14 protein-coding genes are annotated in these 17,513 nt (G+C 60.9%); 5 read left to right on the top strand and 9 right to left on the bottom strand.

Features of this window, described 5'->3' with window-relative positions; all coding sequences use genetic code 11:
- Positions 1-104: 104 nt before the first annotated feature.
- Genes AOA61_RS30595 through AOA61_RS30580 form a run of 4 tightly spaced genes read right to left on the bottom strand, consistent with a single transcriptional unit; the run spans position 105 to position 4,903 of the window.
- Positions 105-968 (bottom strand): SMP-30/gluconolactonase/LRE family protein, encoded by an 864-nt coding sequence (locus AOA61_RS30595; protein WP_099603354.1) that lies wholly within the window; start codon positions 966-968, stop codon positions 105-107.
- A 16-nt stretch (positions 969-984) separates the two neighbouring features.
- Positions 985-2,565 (bottom strand): aldehyde dehydrogenase (NADP(+)), encoded by a 1,581-nt coding sequence (locus AOA61_RS30590; RefSeq protein ID WP_099603353.1) that lies wholly within the window; start codon positions 2,563-2,565, stop codon positions 985-987.
- A gap of 10 nt (positions 2,566-2,575) precedes the next feature.
- Positions 2,576-3,565 (bottom strand): AraD1 family protein, encoded by a 990-nt coding sequence (gene araD1, locus AOA61_RS30585; protein WP_099603352.1) that lies wholly within the window; start codon positions 3,563-3,565, stop codon positions 2,576-2,578.
- A 15-nt stretch (positions 3,566-3,580) separates the two neighbouring features.
- Positions 3,581-4,903 (bottom strand): MFS transporter, encoded by a 1,323-nt coding sequence (locus AOA61_RS30580; RefSeq protein WP_099603351.1) that lies wholly within the window; start codon positions 4,901-4,903, stop codon positions 3,581-3,583.
- A 191-nt stretch (positions 4,904-5,094) separates the two neighbouring features.
- Between AOA61_RS30580 and AOA61_RS30575 the strand changes: the two genes are divergently transcribed.
- Complete coding sequence (locus AOA61_RS30575) at positions 5,095-6,831, top strand: IlvD/Edd family dehydratase (protein WP_032885424.1); 1,737 nt, start codon at positions 5,095-5,097, stop codon at positions 6,829-6,831.
- A gap of 48 nt (positions 6,832-6,879) precedes the next feature.
- Positions 6,880-7,602: a FadR/GntR family transcriptional regulator gene (locus AOA61_RS30570; RefSeq protein WP_032885425.1), complete on the top strand. Its 723-nt coding sequence runs from the start codon at positions 6,880-6,882 to the stop codon at positions 7,600-7,602.
- Between the two features lie 123 nt (positions 7,603-7,725).
- Here the strand turns inward: AOA61_RS30570 and AOA61_RS30565 are convergent, their stop codons facing one another.
- Both AOA61_RS30565 and AOA61_RS30560 read right to left on the bottom strand, forming a co-directional pair.
- Positions 7,726-9,852, bottom strand: coding sequence for a TonB-dependent siderophore receptor (locus tag AOA61_RS30565; protein WP_099603350.1), 2,127 nt, complete (start codon positions 9,850-9,852; stop codon positions 7,726-7,728).
- A 189-nt stretch (positions 9,853-10,041) separates the two neighbouring features.
- Positions 10,042-11,133, bottom strand: a complete 1,092-nt coding sequence (locus tag AOA61_RS30560) for an NADH:flavin oxidoreductase/NADH oxidase (protein ID WP_099603349.1) — start codon at positions 11,131-11,133, stop codon at positions 10,042-10,044.
- 89 nt (positions 11,134-11,222) lie between these two features.
- Between AOA61_RS30560 and AOA61_RS30555 the strand changes: the two genes are divergently transcribed.
- A complete protein-coding gene (locus AOA61_RS30555; protein WP_099603348.1) occupies positions 11,223-11,522 on the top strand; it encodes a helix-turn-helix transcriptional regulator in 300 nt (99 codons plus the stop codon).
- A 7-nt stretch (positions 11,523-11,529) separates the two neighbouring features.
- Here the strand turns inward: AOA61_RS30555 and AOA61_RS30550 are convergent, their stop codons facing one another.
- From AOA61_RS30550 to AOA61_RS30540, 3 genes are read right to left on the bottom strand one after another with little or no spacing between them, the layout of a single operon-like run.
- Positions 11,530-11,988 carry a metallophosphoesterase family protein gene (locus AOA61_RS30550; RefSeq protein WP_099603347.1) on the bottom strand — a complete coding sequence of 153 codons (459 nt, stop codon included), beginning with the start codon at positions 11,986-11,988 and terminating at the stop codon, positions 11,530-11,532.
- Positions 11,985-13,031: a GGDEF domain-containing protein gene (locus tag AOA61_RS30545; protein ID WP_099603346.1), complete on the bottom strand. Its 1,047-nt coding sequence runs from the start codon at positions 13,029-13,031 to the stop codon at positions 11,985-11,987. Before AOA61_RS30545 ends, AOA61_RS30550 begins: the two co-directional genes overlap by 4 nt.
- Positions 13,032-13,042: 11 nt before the next feature.
- On the bottom strand, positions 13,043-13,894 hold the full coding sequence (locus tag AOA61_RS30540) for a hypothetical protein (RefSeq protein WP_241150117.1): 852 nt from the start codon (positions 13,892-13,894) through the stop codon (positions 13,043-13,045).
- A gap of 262 nt (positions 13,895-14,156) precedes the next feature.
- Here AOA61_RS30540 and AOA61_RS30535 point away from each other — a divergent pair, with 262 nt between their 5' ends.
- Positions 14,157-15,047 carry a bestrophin family protein gene (locus AOA61_RS30535; protein WP_095186438.1) on the top strand — a complete coding sequence of 297 codons (891 nt, stop codon included), beginning with the start codon at positions 14,157-14,159 and terminating at the stop codon, positions 15,045-15,047.
- Positions 15,048-15,190: 143 nt separating this feature from the next.
- The gene (locus tag AOA61_RS30530) at positions 15,191-17,134 is read left to right on the top strand and encodes a methyl-accepting chemotaxis protein (RefSeq protein ID WP_095186437.1); all 1,944 of its coding nucleotides are present in this window, start codon (positions 15,191-15,193) and stop codon (positions 17,132-17,134) included.
- Positions 17,135-17,513: the final 379 nt, after the last annotated feature.

Raw genomic sequence — 17,513 nt, 5'->3', positions numbered from 1 at the left:
GGATGCGAGGCTGCTGAGGCTGCTTAAAGCAACGGCGGCGGCAAGGACGCGTAGGGCTTTTTTCATGAACGACACCTCTTGTTGTTGTTTTTGAGTCTTGGGGTTTAACCGGCAAAGCGATGGCACGGTTTGCCAGGGACATCGACTTCGATAGCCAGCACCGTACCATCCAGAGGGTGATCCAACGGGCTGGCGGCACTGGTGATGTACAGCGTGGTGAGGTTGGGCCCACCGAATACACAACTGGTGGGACGGCTGACGGGCAGTTCGATGATGCGATCCACCTCACCATCAGGCGTCAGGCGCAGCAGGCAACTGCCGTCCCAACGGGCATTCCAGATGTAGCCTTCGGCATCCATCGCCGAGCCATCCGGCCCGCCGCGTGCGTGTGGACCGAACCACACCTGTGCCGGTTCGAGCTGACCGTCGGGCTGGATGACATGCCGATAGAGCGTGCCATCCATGCTGTCGCCAAAATGCACCTGGCTGCCGTCCTCACTCCACAGCAACGTGTTGGGAATGCCCAGGCCGCTCAGCAGAGGCGCGACCTGCCCATCGACATCAATGCGAAACAAGCCACCTGAACGCCGCGTAATCGGCAGGTCTTCGCCCTGCTCACCGATGTTGTTCTGCATGGTGCCCAGCCACAGCCGGCCTTGGGCATCGCAGCGCGCTTCATTGCCACGGTTGCCCGGTTGCGGGTCGGCCACGCACAGCAGGGTCAAGGCTTCGGTGACCAGGTCCAGGCGGTAGACACCGCTGCTCAAGGTCACCAACGCATCGCCGCTTTCACACGGGATAAAGGCCGAGACATGCTCGGGCAACTGCCAGATCTGCAATTGCCCGCCCATCAGGCGCAAGGCCTGTTTGCCGGCGATATTGACCCAATACAGCGCCTGGGTGGGCGCGTCCCAGAATGGGCCTTCGCCCAATTGCGCACGGTGTGCAGTGACGGCCTTACACGACATGAAACCTCCGGATTCCTTACAGCGAATCGCGCGATGGCGTGCCATCGACCAAGCGCTGGATACGCAACGGGTTAGCGTTTTTCAACGCGTCGGGCAGCAGGCTATCAGGGTAGTTCTGGAAGCACACCGGGCGCAGGAAACGGTCGATGGCCAAGGTGCCGACCGACGTGCCACGGGCATCGGACGTGGCCGGGTACGGGCCGCCATGCACCATCGAGTCGCAGACTTCCACGCCGGTCGGGTAGCCGTTGAGCAGGATGCGCCCAACCTTCTGTTCCAGCAGCGGCGTGAGCTCGGCGAACTGTTGAAAATCCGCCGGCTCGCCAATGATCGTGGCCGTCAGTTGACCGTGCAGGCCGTGCAACGCCGCACTGAGTTGGGCTTGATCAGCCACTTCGATAAACACCGTGGTGGGGCCGAAGACTTCTTCTTGCAGCACTTCATCACCATCGAGCAACAGGCGCACGTCGGCCTTGAACAGCTGCGGTTGCGCCTGATTACCAGCCTGGCTGCTGCCGGCCAAATGCTGAATGCCAGGGTGTGACAGGAGTTTTTCCAGGCCCTTGCCATAGCTGCTCAAGGTACCGGCGTTGAGCATGGTTTGCGACGGTTGTTCGCCGATCAATTGCGCCACCTGTTGGGTGAACGCGGTGAATTCCGGCGATGCAATACCGATCACCAGGCCGGGGTTGGTGCAGAACTGGCCGCAGCCTTGTACGACCGACGCGGTGAGGTCACGGGCGACGGTCTCGGCCCGCGCCTGCAAGGCCTGGGGCAAGACAATCACCGGGTTGATGCTCGACATTTCGGCAAACACCGGGATCGGTTGCGGGCGCGCCGCGGCCATATCGCAGAGGGCACGACCGCCCTTGAGCGAGCCGGTAAAGCCCACCGCCTGGATCGCCGGGTGCTTGACCAGCGCCTCACCGACGCCACCGCCGAAGATCATGTTGAACACACCGGCCGGCATCTCGGTGGCCTCGGCCGCGCGGATGATTGCATTGGCTACCTGTTCAGCCGTCGCCATGTGGCCGCTGTGGGCTTTGAACACCACCGGGCAACCGGCCGCCAGCGCGGCGGCGGTGTCGCCGCCTGCCGTGGAGAATGCCAGGGGGAAATTGCTCGCACCGAACACCGCCACCGGGCCGAGGCCGATGCGGTATTGACGCAGGTCCGGACGCGGCAGTGGTTGGCGATCCGGCAGGGCTTTGTCGATGCGGGCACCGTAGAAATCACCGCGACGCAACACCGTGGCAAACAGGCGCATCTGCCCGCTGGTACGCCCGCGCTCGCCCTTGATACGGGCGGCAGGCAATGCGGTTTCGCGGCAGACCAACTCAACGAAGTTATCGCTCAGCGCATCCAACTCATCGGCGATCGCATCCAGGAACTGCGCGCGACGTGCGGCGCTCAAGGCCCGGTACGCCGGATAAGCCTGCGCGGCGGCCTGGGCGGCGGCGTCGACTTCCTGCGGCGTGGCCTGGTAGAAATCCTGGGGCAAGGCTTCGCCGGTGGTGGCGTCGACGCTTTGCAGCTTCACACTGCCATTGGCGCTGCGCTGGCCGCCGATAAAGTTGTGGCCAAGAAACTGGGTCATGTGGGTCTCCTTAAAGGGTGATGACATTGCCGGGTTCGAACGCTGCATCGACGCTGCCGACACTGTTGATCAACGGCGCGCCGAACTCAGCCTGGCTGATCTCGAACACATCCCCCGGTTGGGTACGTATACCGTCGGCGAATGACAAGGTGGCGGTGCCGAAGAAATGAATGTGCACATCGCCCGGCTTGAGGAATTGGCTGTATTTGAAGTGGTGGTATTCGAGGTTTTCCAGGCTGTGGCACATATTGGCCTCGCCACTGAGGAATTCGTTCCGCCAGATTTCCTCGCCGTTACGCAGGATGCGGCTGGTGCCGGCCAGGTGCTGGGGCAATTCACCGACACGCAGTTCCGGGCCGTAGCTGCAACTGCGCAGCTTGGAATGGGCCAGGTACAGGTAGTTCTTGCGCTCCATCACATGGTCGGAAAACTCGTTGCCCACCGCGAAACCCAGGCGGTAGGGTTTACCGTCGTGGCCGATCACGTAGAGGCCGCTGATCTCCGGTTCTTCACCAGCATCTTCGGCAAACGGTGGCACCGGGAAGGCTTGGCCTGGGCGCACCACAATGCTGCCGTCGCCCTTGTAGAACCACTCCGGCTGCACGCCGGCCTCACCGGCGGCGGGCTTGCCGCCCTCCACGCCCCACTTGAAGATGCGCATGGTATCGGTCAGGGCGCTGTCGTCACCGCCCTGGTGCATTTTGTCCCGCGCCGAGGCGCTGCCCAAGTGGGTCAGGCCGGTGCCGCTGATCAGCATGTGGGCCGGGTCCGGGTGATCCAGAGGCGGCAGGATTTTTTGTTCGGCCAGCAAGGCGGCGTAGTCGTGGCTGTCGCCCAGGCCGAGGCTGTCCACCTGCTGCTGCAACTTGACGCCCGCTTCGATGGCGGCCAGGGCCAGCTCACGCACGCTATGGGCGCTGCGCACTTCACGCAGCTGCTTGCCTTCCACTACGCCAACGCGGCGCTCGCCATTATTGAGTTCGAACTGCACTAAACGCATGAAGGTTCTCCTAGATTAAGTACGTGTGGCGCCACGGGCGCTGGCGGCGAACTGGTCGACGGGCAGCACGTGCTTGCGCTCCAGCAGGCGATAGACCACGCCGGTCAGCACCAGCCCGAACACCATCACACCGGACAGGAAGTACAAGCCCGAGGCCAGGTTGCCGGTGTATTCCTTGAGCGCACCAATCACGAACGGGCCGATATAGCCGCCGAGGTTGCCCACGGAGTTGATCAAGGCAATGCCGGCCGCCGCACTGGCGCCGGCGAAGAAGCGGCCCGGCAAGGTCCAGAACACCGCCGTACAAGAGAACATCGCGAACGCTGCCAGGCACAGCGCGGCCATTTGCAGCACCGGCACACTCAGCCAGGCGCTGAAGAACAGGCCGATCGCACCCAGCACATAGAGCACGGCGAGGTGGCCATAACGGTCATTCAAGCGGTCGGAACTGCGCGGGATAATCAGCAAACCGATGATGCCGAAGATATACGGCACCGCCGATATGAAGCCGGTGGTGAGATCGCTGCCGCCGAACTGCTTGATCAACGTGGGCAGCCACAAGCCCAGGCCGTAGATGCTCAGGGTCACCGGCAGGTAGAACAGCGCCAGCAGCAACACGCGCTTGTCTTTGAGCGCATGCAATGGATTGCCGTGGCGGGTCTGGCCGTAGGCTTGCAGGTCTTTGTTCAGTTCGTCGGTCAACCAGGTTTTTTCGGCGTCGGTCATCCACTTGACCTGCTTGGGACCATCCGGCAGGTAACGCAGCACCGGCCAGGTCAGCAGGATCGCCGGGGTGCCGATCACGATAAACAGCCACTGCCAGCCGTGCAGGCCGAGGATGCCGTCCATACCCAGCAGGCCGCCGGACACGGGGCCGGTGATCATCATCGCGATGGGCTGCGAGAGGATAAACAGCCCAAGGATCTTGCCGCGATGGCGAACCGGGAACCATTGGGTGATGTAGTACAGCACGCCCGGGAAGAACCCGGCTTCGGCCGCACCGAGCAGAAAGCGCATCACATAGAAGCTGTGAGGCCCCTGCACGAACGCCATGCCGATGGTGATGGTGCCCCAGGTGATCATGATGCGGGCGAACCAGCGCCGCGCGCCGAAGCGGTCGAGCATCAGGTTGCTGGGAATCTCGAACAGGAAGTAGCCAACGAAGAACAACCCAGCACCCAGGCCATAAGCCGCATCACCGATGCCGACGTCGGCGCCCATGTGCAACTTGGCAAAGCCCACGGCGGAACGGTCCACGTAGGCGATCAGGTACAGCAAGATCAGGAAGGGAATCAGTTTCAGCGTGATGCGCCGGATTAGCCGCAATTCCTCGCTCATGGGGTCGATCTCCGATTGTTGTTCTTATAGGAATCGGGGATGCCTCTCGCAGAAAATCCGCCAGGGTCATACCTCAGTTAAGCCAGACTATATAGTAGGACTATTTGCAAAACAACTCTTCCAAAGCGAACATTTTGCGCTTATGTTTAGCCGTAGAGAGAACATATAGTCATACAATAAGAGAATCGATCATGTCTGATAAAAAGCCCGGCCTACGCTCTGCCCAGTGGTTTGGTACCGCCGACAAAAACGGCTTCATGTACCGCAGCTGGATGAAGAATCAGGGCATTGCCGACCATCAGTTCCATGGCAAGCCGATCATCGGTATCTGCAATACCTGGTCGGAGCTGACCCCGTGCAACGCGCATTTCCGCCAGATCGCCGAGCACGTCAAACGCGGTGTGATCGAGGCCGGTGGCTTCCCGGTGGAATTCCCGGTGTTCTCCAATGGCGAATCCAACCTGCGCCCCACTGCCATGCTGACGCGCAACCTGGCGAGCATGGACGTGGAGGAAGCCATTCGCGGCAACCCGATTGATGGTGTGGTGCTGCTGACCGGCTGCGACAAGACCACCCCTGCCCTGCTGATGGGCGCCGCCAGCTGCGACGTGCCGGCCATCGTGGTCACCGGCGGGCCGATGCTCAACGGCAAGCACAAGGGCCAGGACATCGGCTCGGGCACCGTGGTGTGGCAGCTCAGTGAACAGGTCAAGGCCGGCACCATTACCCTGGACGACTTCCTTGCGGCCGAAGGCGGCATGTCGCGCTCGGCGGGTACCTGCAACACCATGGGCACCGCGTCGACCATGGCCTGCATGGCCGAGGCACTGGGCACTTCCCTGCCCCACAACGCGGCGATTCCGGCAGTGGATGCGCGGCGCTATGTGCTGGCGCACATGTCCGGCATGCGCGCGGTGGAGATGGTGCGCGAAGACTTGAAACTGTCGAAGATCCTCACCAAGGAGGCGTTTGAAAACGCTATTCGCGTGAACGCGGCCATCGGTGGTTCGACCAACGCGGTGATTCACCTCAAAGCCATCGCCGGGCGCATCGGCGTCGAGTTGGACCTGGACGACTGGACCCGCATGGGTCGTGGCATGCCGACCATCGTCGACTTGCAGCCGTCCGGGCGCTTTCTAATGGAAGAGTTCTACTACGCCGGCGGCCTGCCTGCCGTGTTGCGCCGCCTCGGCGAAGCCAACCTGATCCCGCACCCGAACGCCTTGACCGTGAACGGCAAGTCCCTGGGCGAGAACACCAAGGACTCGCCGATCTACGGCCAGGACGAAGTGATCCGTACCCTGGATAACCCGATCCGCGCCGACGGCGGTATCTGCGTGCTGCGCGGCAACCTCGCCCCGCTCGGCGCAGTGCTCAAGCCGTCAGCCGCCAGCCCGGAGCTGATGCAGCATCGCGGTCGTGCGGTGGTGTTCGAGAATTTCGACATGTACAAGGCGCGCATCAACGATCCGGAGCTGGACGTGGACGCCAACTCGATCCTGGTCATGAAAAACTGCGGGCCCAAGGGTTACCCGGGCATGGCCGAGGTCGGCAACATGGGCTTGCCGGCCAAGCTGCTGGCCCAGGGCGTGACCGATATGGTGCGTATTTCCGATGCGCGCATGAGCGGCACGGCGTACGGCACGGTGGTGTTGCACGTCGCACCGGAAGCAGCAGCCGGCGGGCCGTTGGCCACGGTGAAGGAAGGCGACTGGATCGAACTGGACTGCGCCAACGGCCGCTTGCACCTGGACATCCCCGATGCAGAGCTGGCGGCGCGCATGGCAGACCTGGCGCCACCGGAAAAACTCATCGTCGGCGGCTACCGCCAGCTGTACATCGACCATGTGTTGCAGGCAGACCAAGGCTGCGACTTTGACTTCCTGGTGGGCTGCCGGGGGGCGGAAGTCCCGCGTCATTCCCACTAATTGGGATGCTATGATGCCGCGTCTTTAAGCCAGAGCCTCCCCGTCGTTATGGATCACCAGCCGCCCAAGCCGCGCAAGAGCATGCATGCCCAGATCGTTCAGGACTTGGGCATGCACATCGTTTCCGGTCGCTTCAAGCCGGAAGAAAGACTGCCCATGGAGGCCACGCTCTGCGAGGAGTACAAGGTCAGCCGCTCGGTGCTGCGCGAGGCGACCCGGGTGCTCAGCGCCAAGGGCCTGGTGTATTCCAAACCACGGGTGGGCGCCGTGGTGCGGCCGCGCTTGAAGTGGCACCTGCTCGACCCGGATGTGTTGTCTTGGCTGATGCAATCCACGCCCCACAGCGAATTCTTCAATACCCTGGCCGGCGTGCGGCGCATCCTTGAACCGGAAATCGCCGCCATGGCCGCCACGACGGCGACCGATGACGACATCGCCACCATCGAAAAAGCCTACCAGGGCATGGAAACCGCGAAGACCCACGAAGACCTGTTGCAGGCCGACCTGGACTTCCACCGCGCCATCGCCGACGCCACGCGCAACGACTTGCTCGCCTATATGTGCAACATGCTGTCGTTGCCGTTGCGCGAGTCGATCAACATTACCAACCGTCGCCCGGACATCCAGGGCCTGAGCCTGCCCCGGCACAAGGCGATTCTCACCGCAATCCAGAACCGCGATGCGCTGGGTGCACGGCATGCCTCTCTGGTGCAGTTGGATGACACGCGGGTGGCGTTGGATACGGTGATGAATGTGCTGACGCCGCTGTAATGTAAACGCAATCAAATGTGGGAGGGGGCTTGCCCCCGATGGCGGTGGGTCAGCTGCAAATAAGCCAGCTGTTACACCGCTATCGGGGGCAAGCCCCCTCCCACATTGAAGCTGTGCAGGCCTTTACAGGGTGTAGGCGATACCGACCTGCACAGTGCGGGGTGCGCCTGGGTAGGCGTAGATATTGCCGAATGCGCCCTCTTCATACTCGCGGTTGAACAGGTTCTTTACATCCAGGTTCAGTCGTACCTTGTCATTGACCTTGTAGTAGCCCAGCAGGTCCACAACGGTGTAGGCGTCCATCGAGAACGCCGTATTGGCGGTCTGGCCGGCACGCTGGTCGACATACTTGCCACCCGCGCCCAGGCCCAGGCCTTTGAGGGCGCCGTCCTGGAATTCGTAGACGTTAAGCAGGCTGAAGCTGTTGCGGGGAATGTTCAGCAGGCGCGTGCCGGAGCGAATGGTGTTGTCCTTGGTGACTTCGGCATCCACGTAGGCGTAACCGCCGATCACGCGCCACTCGGGGGTGATATTGCCCGCCACATTCAGGTCGAAACCACGGCTACGGACTTGGCCAGCGGCGACGCTGAAGGTTGAGTCGATAGGGTCGGTGGTGAGGACGTTTTTCTTCTCGATCTGGTAGATCGCCGCGTCGACGCTCAGTTGACGGTCCAAGGCTTCCCATTTGACGCCCATCTCATAGGACTTGCCCTTTTCCGGCTCAAACCCGCCACCTTGGCGAGCAGCGCCAGTGTTCGGCTTGAACGAACGTGCGGCGTCAGCGTAGACCGCGACGGTATCGGTAAGGTCGTAGATCACGCCCACACGTGGGGTGACGGCGTTATCAGCGGCTTGCCAAGGTTTAACCCCGGTCACGTAGCTTTCGTAGTCATGCTCAAAACGCTCAAAACGCGCACCCGCCAAGACTTTCAGGCGCTCGGTGAGGGCCACTTGGTCCTGCACAAAGGCTGCGTAGGTCTTGAGGTTTTCTTTGTCGTGGGTCGGTGTTCGCGTCAGCGGTGGGCGTGCCTGGCCGTAGACAGGGTCAAAGATATCGATCGGGTAAGTGCCCTCGGTGGCGCTGGAACGCTGGATGATCGACTTGTAGTCGTAATCCTCATACTCGATGCCGGTCAGCAAGGTGTGCTCGAAACCACCGGTGGTGAAATGCCCGGTGAGGTTGAGTTGGTAGTCCTTGTCGGTCCACTCCAGCTTGCGATAGTTGAAGTTGCGTTGCAGCGTGCGGCCATCGGCGCTCAGGCCGTTGGCTTCAATGGCGTTGCCCTGCAAGGTGCCGTCCAGCCACTGGAAACCGCCGCCCAGGGTCCAGTTTTCGTTGAGCAGATGTTCGAAGCGCAACTGCGCCATGCTGTTGTCGTTGTGCAATTTGCCGACGTCTTTATCGCCCCAGAAGGTATCGCGCGACGCGTTGCCTTTTTGGGTGGGATAGCGCGTCAGGCCACGGTCCAGCGGGTGGTTGTTACGCATGAAGTCGCCTTCGAAGATCACCTTGGTGTCGTCGGTGGCTTGCCAGGTGATGACAGGCGTCACGCCGTAGCGTTCGGTTTCCACATGGTCCCGGAAGGTGTCGCCGCCCTCGCCCACCACGTTCAGGCGATAAGCGAGGCGACCGTCTTCATCCAACGGGCCGGAGGCATCCAGGGTGCCGCGTTTCATGCCTTGATCATTCAACTGGCTGCCCAGGGTCACGGTACGCTCTGCCAGCGGCTGCTTGGACACCACGTTGAACGTGCCGCCTGGATCGCCACGGCCATACAGCATGGTTGCGGGACCGCGCAGTACTTCGAGGCGTTCGATGGTGTTGGCGTCCGGCATGTTCGGGTAGCCGCGGTTGATCGGGAAACCGTTGCGGTAGAACTCGCCAGTGGTAAAGCCGCGCACGGTGAAGGTGGTCAGGCCCTGGCCGCCGAAGTTGTTGGCGCGGCCGACGCCGCCGGCATAGTCGAGGGCATCCTGCAGGCGGGTGGCGCCAATGTCTTCGACCACATCCTTGGACACCACGCTGATGGACTGCGGTGTTTCATGAATCGACGTGTCGGTGCGCGTCGCGCTGGCTGAGCGTGTGGCGTGGTAGCCCTTGACCGGCCCCTGAGCTGTTTCATAGTCCGCCGTGCCCCTCACAGTGGTCGCTTGCAACTCCAGACTGGTTTGCTCGGTGGGCGCCACTTCTGCCCAGGTGAACGGGGAAAACGCCTGCAACACACAGATGGAAATCAGGGTACGACGCATGGATGTTGGACCTAGTGAATGAGCCAGATGGGACGGCAAACCTGCCAAGAATTCGCGGCGCATGGTATATCAACGCATTCTCGTTTGACATCCATTCTCATTCGTTATTTTTTGAGTATCCGCTTTGTATCAATTCTCAGATAAAAAAAGCCACTCGATTGAGTGGCTCCATAAACCGCTTGGCTCGCCTCAGCGATAGCGTTCCAACCAATGCGCATACGGCGCTGGCAAGGTCCAGGAGGACTTATCCACGCCCAGCTCTTTGGCGGCAAAGTACGCCCAATGCGGGTCTGCCAGGTGCGCGCGGCCCACTGAGACCAGGTCCAGATGCCCCGCCTGCAACGCGCCTTCTGCCAATTGTGGCGTACCAAAACCCCACGCCGAGGTCACCGGGATACCGGCTTCGCGGCGCACGCGTTCGGCAATCGGGCCCATAAAGGCCGGGCCCCACGGGATGTTGGTGTCGGGGATGGTGAAACCGACGCTGACGCTCAGCAGGTCCAAGCCACCGGCTTTGAAATTACGCGCCAGTTCGATGGATTCGGTGAGGGTTTGCTCGTCACGACCGTCGTATTCGATCACACCGAAACGCGCGGTCAGCGGCAGGTTTTCCGGCCAGACTTCACGCACGGCGGCCAGGGTTTCCAGGAGGAAACGGCTGCGGTTGTCGAAGCTGCCACCGTAGGCATCGGTACGTTGGTTGGAATGTTCGGAGAAAAAGCTTTGGGCCAGGTAACCGTGGGCGAAGTGCAGTTCGATCCACTCGAAACCGGCGTCACGGGCGCGACGGGCGGCGTCGACGAAATCCTGTTTAACGCGAGCGATGTCGTCCAGGGTCATGGCGCGCGGCACATTGGGCAGGTTGGCACCGAAGGCGATGGCCGACGGCGCAATAGTTTCCCAACTGCGTGCGTCGGAAGCCGGAATATGGTCATCCCCTTCCCATGGACGGTTGGCACTGGCTTTACGCCCGGCGTGGGCAATCTGAATGCCGGGCACTGAACCTGCGGCCTTGATCGCCTTGACCATCGGCACGAACGCCTGAGCATGTGCATCGCTCCAGATGCCGGCACAGCCCGGAGTGATGCGGCCTTCAGGCGCAACGGCAGTGGCCTCGACCACTAACAAACCGGCACCGCCACGGGCCATGCCGGCCAGGTGCACGTGGTGCCAGTCGTTGACGATGCCGTCTTCGGCCATGTATTGGCACATTGGCGGGATGGCGATGCGATTGCGCAGGGTTACGTCTTTGAGTTTGAAGGGTTCGAACAGAGCGGACATGGGAACTCCAGCAGCGAGTGAGTGATTCGATAGTTCGATGGTAATCGAACTATGGTATTCGGCGATACCCCCCTGTTATCATCCGACCCATGCGAGCCTTCAAACACCCTACCCCTGAAGATCTGACCCTGGAGCGTCTGTTGTACGCCCTGAGCGACCCGGTGCGCCTGGAAATCGTGCGCTGCCTGGCCGGCGTGCCGGAAGCCACTTGCGGCGAACTGGACGGCGGGCGCCCCAAGTCCAGCATGTCCCACCACTTCCGCGTACTGCGCGATGCCGGCCTGGTGCACACCCGCAGCGTGGGCACGACCCATATGAATTCGTTGCGCGGCGATGTGCTTGAGGAACGGTTTCCAGGGTTGCTGCAGAGCATCCTGGCGCAAGGATAAACACCGATCAGTCCAGCAACGTGATCAGTTGCGACTCGATCGTCAGCGCCTGCACCTCCAGCACCGCCAACGTCACCGGCAACTTGAAGCGCCGCCGCCCTGCACTGCCGGGGTTCACATACAGCGTTGCGCCCCGCCATTCGATCAGGGGCTTGTGCGAATGACCGGTGATCACCAGCCGTACATGCGTATCGAGTCGTGCGGGGACGTCGGCGATGTCATGCACCACCAACGTCCGCCATCCGTCCACATCCAGCATCAGATGGTCGGGCACCTGCCGTGCCCACGGCGCGTCCTGGTCATTGTTGCCGCGCACCACGTGCAGGGGTGCGATCTGCGCCAATTGCTGAAGAATTTCAGGGCTACCGATATCGCCGGCATGGATGATCTGTTCGCATCCCTGCAACGCCGCCACGGCTTCAGGCCGCAGCAGGCCGTGAGTATCGGAAATCACGCCAACTTTCATAGGGCCTCCGGGGTGGACGTCGACCCCTGAAACACCGGCGCGCCATCCAAATACACACGGTCTTTACCGTTGCCCTTGGCAGCGTAGAGGTTGCGGTCGGCACGCTTGAGGACCGCCGACATTTCGGCCCCGGCCGTAAAGCGCGCCATGCCCGCACTGCAGGTGTAGTCATGGGGCGGCGCGACACTGCTGCGGATCGCTTGCAGCAGGCGCAGCGCGTAATCGGTGGCGAGACCAGGGTCATCGCCCACCAGCAGCACCCCGAATTCTTCGCCGCCAATCCTGCCGAAACTGTGGCTGCCTGGGGTGGATTTAAAGCACGCGGCCATGGCGCAGAGAATCCTGTCGCCAACGTCATGGCCGAACTGGTCATTCTTCAATTTGAAACTGTCGATATCCAGCATCATAAAGTAGCCGGTATCACCGGCCGCAATCAGTTTGGCGAAGCTCTCCATAAAGGCCCGCCGGTTCAGGATGGAGGTCAAATAATCGGTCTCGGCCAACTCCCGAAACTCACTCTCCACCAGTAACACGGAACGCAGGTTCTTCAGGTAGTAGACATTCAAGATAAATCCGATGGCCACCGACGCGGCGCAAAAGATGAACACGTAGGTGTCGACGCCTGCGTAAAGGCTCAGCTGAATCTGGGGCCACGTCAGTAACCACACCAATGCGGCGCAGAACAGAAAATCCTGAACCACGATAAACAGGATTGCGCTGCTCATTACCAAGGTCACGGCCAGCGGCAAGGCGAACACCTGCAGGTCGGGGCGGGTGTGAACCACATAGGCAAAACCCGCGGACAGCAGCACCATATAACCCACGCCCAGCGCCCGCCACAGCACATACTGAGTCACCACCCGGTGAACCCCATACACCACGCACAGCCCCATCGTGACCAGCACGACCGGCCAGCCGAACATCCCCCCGCGATCAACCAGCAACACCGCCAGCCAGGCGAAAATCCCGATCAATTCCGCCTGGGCAATTGCGGGCGACAACAGCCTTTGCATCCGTGGCCTGAGCTTTACATTAGCCGGCATCCCGTCACTCCCTATGCATGAGTGGCCGCTTTGGTATCGACATGACTCAGTTGAAGACTGTGCAGGCAGGTCGCAAACGAATACGCCATGAAGCGCCTTACCAACACGATAAAAGGTGGCAGGACTTCAAGCAATGTCTTGGAATGAATCTTGAAATAGCCCCGGTCAGCCCCCTCTTGCACCAAGCGAATAACATGGGTCTTGGACACCGAGAGTTGCTCAGCGATGGAAAGGTAGGACGAAGACCTGAAACTTGCCCCCTGGTTATCCAACGCACACGCATCGTTATAGATCGCCAGCATCAACATATGCCCGGCATCGCGCTTTACCAGCCAATAACAGTCGGGCATCAGCAGGTCGATGGTCACGTTATGGGAGAGAAGGACCGAAAACCCTTTGAAATAACGTGCCAGATAAGCGCGATCATCCAACCCGTTCATTGAGCCGCAAACCGCGGTTTCCGGGCACATCACGCCCAGCGGCTCGACCACGGACGTGAGCATCAGCCTGATCTCCTCGCAGGCTAGGGATGACGGGCTGAATACCCGCAGACGGCTGTCATCCGCATGCCTCGACACCGTCATGAACCCCAACGCCCTGAACAGCAGGAAGATCGACTCCAGGCTGTTTCTGGAACAGAACCCGCGCGCCGTACAAAACTCTTTCACCTCGGACAGTAAAGGCACCTGCTTGGAGAAATAGGTGCTCAATAACGTAAAGGACACCATCAAGCGACTGAACTTCAGTGCGGTCTTGTAGAAGAATGGTCTTTTTGAATAGGACTCCAGCAAGATCGAATAATGGGTACGAATACACGCTTCAAAATCCACATGGCGCTCAAACGCACGCGCCGACTGTTCCACCGCCAACTTCAACGAACCACTGCACATGAGAAAGAGCCCTGATCAAACAACTTGGATTCACTGATCTCAATTGCAGCACAGATAATGGCGTTTTGCCTTGAGCGCAATCTATCGTGATTAGCGCAGGGGACACCGTCGCTACCAAAATTGTTCCAAAAAGACCCCGGCGACTTAACCGTTTCAGTCACCACAGCGAACCTTCCCCGCAAACCAGCGTCCGAGCTAAGGCACAGTTGCCTACCGCTCGCCACGAGGTTGTCGTTTGAAAGCCGCCATCATCAAAAAGTACCGCCTGATCATCAAGACCATGGGCTATGTGGGCTGGTCGCTGTTCTGGCTGTTGCTGTGGGACGTCGCCGTCACCGTGGACTTCATGCTGTTTCTCACCGCCAAGATCAACTTGCCGCTGATGCCCCTCACTCTGCTGGGCTCGGCACTGATTGTGCTCATCAGCTTTCGCAACAGCAGCGCCTACAACCGCTGGTGGGAGGCGCGCACGCTATGGGGCGCGATGGTCAACAATTCGCGCAGCTTTGCGCGCCAGGTGCTGACGCTACTGGACGACCCCGACGGTGAAGTGAACCCGGTCAAGTCCACCCTGCTGCGCCGCCACGTGGCCTACGTGAATTGCCTGGCCGCCCACCTCAAGGGCGAGCCATGCCCGGATGAAATCCGCGCGTTTATCCCCACTGAGGAATTCGCCCGCAACGGTGCCACCAATAACTTTGCCAACGATATCCTCACCGGCTCGGCGGCCATCCTGGCCCGGGAGTACAAAGCCGGGCACCTGGACAGCATTCGCCTGGCCCGGCTGGAATCCACCCTGGTGGACTTGTCCAACGCCCAGGGCGGCATGGAGCGTATCGCCAACACCCCACTGCCCTACCCTTACGTGTATTTCCCGCGGTTGTTTATCTCGCTGTTCTGCCTGATCGTACCGGTGGGCCTTGTGGAGTCCCTGGGCTGGTTCACGCCGCTGGCCTCCACGGTGGTGGGCTTTATGCTGCTGGCCATCGAACGCATCGGCACCGATTTGCAAAGCCCGTTCCGCTCCAGCGAACACCAGATCCAGATGGAAGCCATCTGCGAAACCATCGAAAAAAACCTGCAATCGATGCGCCGCGACGCCCTGGCCGACGCCCAAATCGGCTGATCACGACGCAGGCCCTAAAGTGCGTGACTCCTCGGTCGATAAACCGGGGGTACGCATGGGCTACACCTCTTCATAACAACACATGCGACGTTCTGCGCTACCCACTGCCTTGCCAAAACTATAAATACTCCGCAGGTGAAGTCATGAATATCAAGCAGAAGCTGACCTGGGCGTTCGCGGCTATCGCGTGCGTCCCCGTCATCCTGGTCGCCGTGTTGGTAGTGTTGAATCTGCGCGAGGGGGCCCTGGCCAACTTCCTCGACAGCAGCGGCCGCGAAATCCGCCAGATCGACAATGGCATGAAGCAGTTCTTCGACGGCATCAGCCAGAACGTCGAATTTGTGGCCAAGGACCCGCGCGTTGTCGCGGCCAAGGACCTCAAGAGCTACGCCGGCGCCGACGCCGCGCAAATTCCCCTTACACCCACCAACAAAGAACTGCTGGATATCTTCGACCAGTTCGCCAAGAGCCATCCGAGCACCGCTTACCTGTCCCTGGGCCTGAGCGACGGCGGTTACGCCAGTTGGCCGGACGACACCAAACTGAACAACTACGACCCACGCGTACGCCCTTGGTACCAAGCGGCCATCGCCGCGCCTGGCGCTACCGTGCGCACCGGCGCCTACTACTGGGCACCGGATGATGTGGTGCTGATCGGCACCGTGCACACCGTCGCCGACGCCAGCGGCAAAATCCTCGGCGTGGTCGGCCTGGACGTGTCGCTCAAGCAGCTCACCGAACTGGTGCGCAACATCAAGCTGGGCGACAGCGGCTACCTGATGCTGGTCGAAGCCAATGGCAACGTGCTGGTGGACCCCAGCGACGCCAAGCACAACTTCAAGCCGATGGCAGACCTCGGCCCCAACTACGCCGAACTGTCCAAGCGTGGCGACGGCGTGACCCAAATCGACATCGACGGCGTGGCTTATATGGCTAACGTGGTCAGTTCAAAAGACTTGGGCTGGCGCTTTATCGGGCTGATCAAGCGGGACGAAGTGATGGCGGGTGCGACCAGCCTCACCTGGCTGATCGCCGCGATCGCTGCCGCGTTGGCCTTAGTGTTCGCGATTGTCGGCGCCAGTTTCGCCAGCGTCATTGTCCGCCCGATCCGTGGCGTGGCCGACGGCCTGCAAGAAATCGCCGAAGGTGAAGGCGACCTGACCCGCCAGCTCAAGGTGCAAGGCAAGGACGAAACCGCCAGCCTCGCCGGCTGGTTCAACCAGTTCCTGAGCATGATCGCGCAGTTGGTGCAGCGCATCGGTAACGCGTCATCCGACCTGCAAACCGCCGCCGCCGACACCAGCGAAGTGGCCAATAACATGAACCAGGCCGCCGGCCGCCAGCGTGAAGCCGTGGAACTGGTCAGCACTGCGTTCAACGAAATGGTCGCCACCGCCAACGAAGTCGCACGCTCCTGTAGCGCCGCGGCCACCAGTGCCGACGAAGGCTATCGCGATGTGCACGCCGGTCAGCAGCACATCGGCGAAGCCACGGGCAGCGTGCTCAAGCTTAGCGAAGACCTGCAGAAATCGACTCAGACCATGCAGTTGCTGGAGCAGGACAGCCAGAACATCAACACCATCCTCGATACCATCCGTTCGATTGCCGAGCAAACCAACCTGCTGGCACTCAACGCGGCAATCGAAGCGGCCCGCGCCGGTGACCAAGGCCGAGGCTTCGCCGTGGTTGCAGACGAAGTCCGCGCCTTGGCGCGTCGCACCGCAGACTCCACCGGCGAAATCGACAGCCTGCTGGGCAACCTCGCCCGCCGCACCCAGGAAGTCACGCAGCAGATGCAAGGCAGCCTGCTGGTGTCCCACACCAGCGTGGAACGCATCCAGCAGGCTCGCGACAGCTTCGACAAGATCCTTGGCTCCGTGGACTCGATCCGCGACCAGAACACCCAGATCGCGACCGCCGCTGAGGAACAGCACCAAGTGGCGGAAGAGATCAACCGGCACATCGCGCAGATCCATGCCGACGCGCAGTTGGTGGAAGGTTTTGCCCATTCGGCGCAGACCGGGTCAGGTCGTTTGACGGATATTTCCGGTCAGCTCAAAGGGTTGGTGGGACGCTTCAAGTTTTAGGCATTGTCAGACAGAGGGCGTATACGGACACACACGTCAGCCGCATCGCCCTCAAGAAAGACGTCAACCCATGCATGGCCAGTGACTTGAGCCACGACGGTACCGGGATCGGGATGACGAGGGTCATCTGATCCGCTCCGATATGCTCGAAGAGTTCGAGCAAAGCTGCCTGTAAAGACGGTGGTCGAACGCTACGCCCCATCCACTCAACCGATGGGGCGTTTCGTTGAGGCTCAAAGTGCGCTCATCCTGATACGGCTATCGACACCCCTGAATACGCGCTCCCCGCACCGCTGCCCATCGAGAAAACCCTCCTTTCCAACGCGGCATTTGACCGCACTGCATCATCGCAGCAACTGTAATAGTCTATTGCAGGACT

It is taken from the genome of Pseudomonas sp. 2995-1, assembly GCF_002742505.1.
Taxonomy (GTDB): Bacteria; Pseudomonadota; Gammaproteobacteria; order Pseudomonadales; family Pseudomonadaceae; genus Aquipseudomonas; species Aquipseudomonas sivasensis.
The sequence above is the reverse complement of the archived record's forward strand: the minus strand, read 5'-3'. Positions and strand labels throughout refer to the sequence as shown.

Coding starts and splice junctions, on each gene's coding strand:
- AOA61_RS30590 (WP_099603353.1), bottom strand. CDS start 2,565: ATGACCCAGTTTCTTGGCCACAACTTTATCGGCGGCCAGCGCAGCGCC.
- AOA61_RS30595 (WP_099603354.1), bottom strand. CDS start 968: ATGTCGTGTAAGGCCGTCACTGCACACCGTGCGCAATTGGGCGAAGGC.
- AOA61_RS30580 (WP_099603351.1), bottom strand. CDS start 4,903: ATGAGCGAGGAATTGCGGCTAATCCGGCGCATCACGCTGAAACTGATT.
- AOA61_RS30560 (WP_099603349.1), bottom strand. CDS start 11,133: ATGTCCGCTCTGTTCGAACCCTTCAAACTCAAAGACGTAACCCTGCGC.
- AOA61_RS30575 (WP_032885424.1), top strand. CDS start 5,095: ATGTCTGATAAAAAGCCCGGCCTACGCTCTGCCCAGTGGTTTGGTACC.
- AOA61_RS30565 (WP_099603350.1), bottom strand. CDS start 9,852: ATGCGTCGTACCCTGATTTCCATCTGTGTGTTGCAGGCGTTTTCCCCG.
- AOA61_RS30530 (WP_095186437.1), top strand. CDS start 15,191: ATGAATATCAAGCAGAAGCTGACCTGGGCGTTCGCGGCTATCGCGTGC.
- araD1 (WP_099603352.1), bottom strand. CDS start 3,565: ATGCGTTTAGTGCAGTTCGAACTCAATAATGGCGAGCGCCGCGTTGGC.
- AOA61_RS30570 (WP_032885425.1), top strand. CDS start 6,880: ATGGATCACCAGCCGCCCAAGCCGCGCAAGAGCATGCATGCCCAGATC.
- AOA61_RS30555 (WP_099603348.1), top strand. CDS start 11,223: ATGCGAGCCTTCAAACACCCTACCCCTGAAGATCTGACCCTGGAGCGT.
- AOA61_RS30545 (WP_099603346.1), bottom strand. CDS start 13,031: ATGCCGGCTAATGTAAAGCTCAGGCCACGGATGCAAAGGCTGTTGTCG.
- AOA61_RS30550 (WP_099603347.1), bottom strand. CDS start 11,988: ATGAAAGTTGGCGTGATTTCCGATACTCACGGCCTGCTGCGGCCTGAA.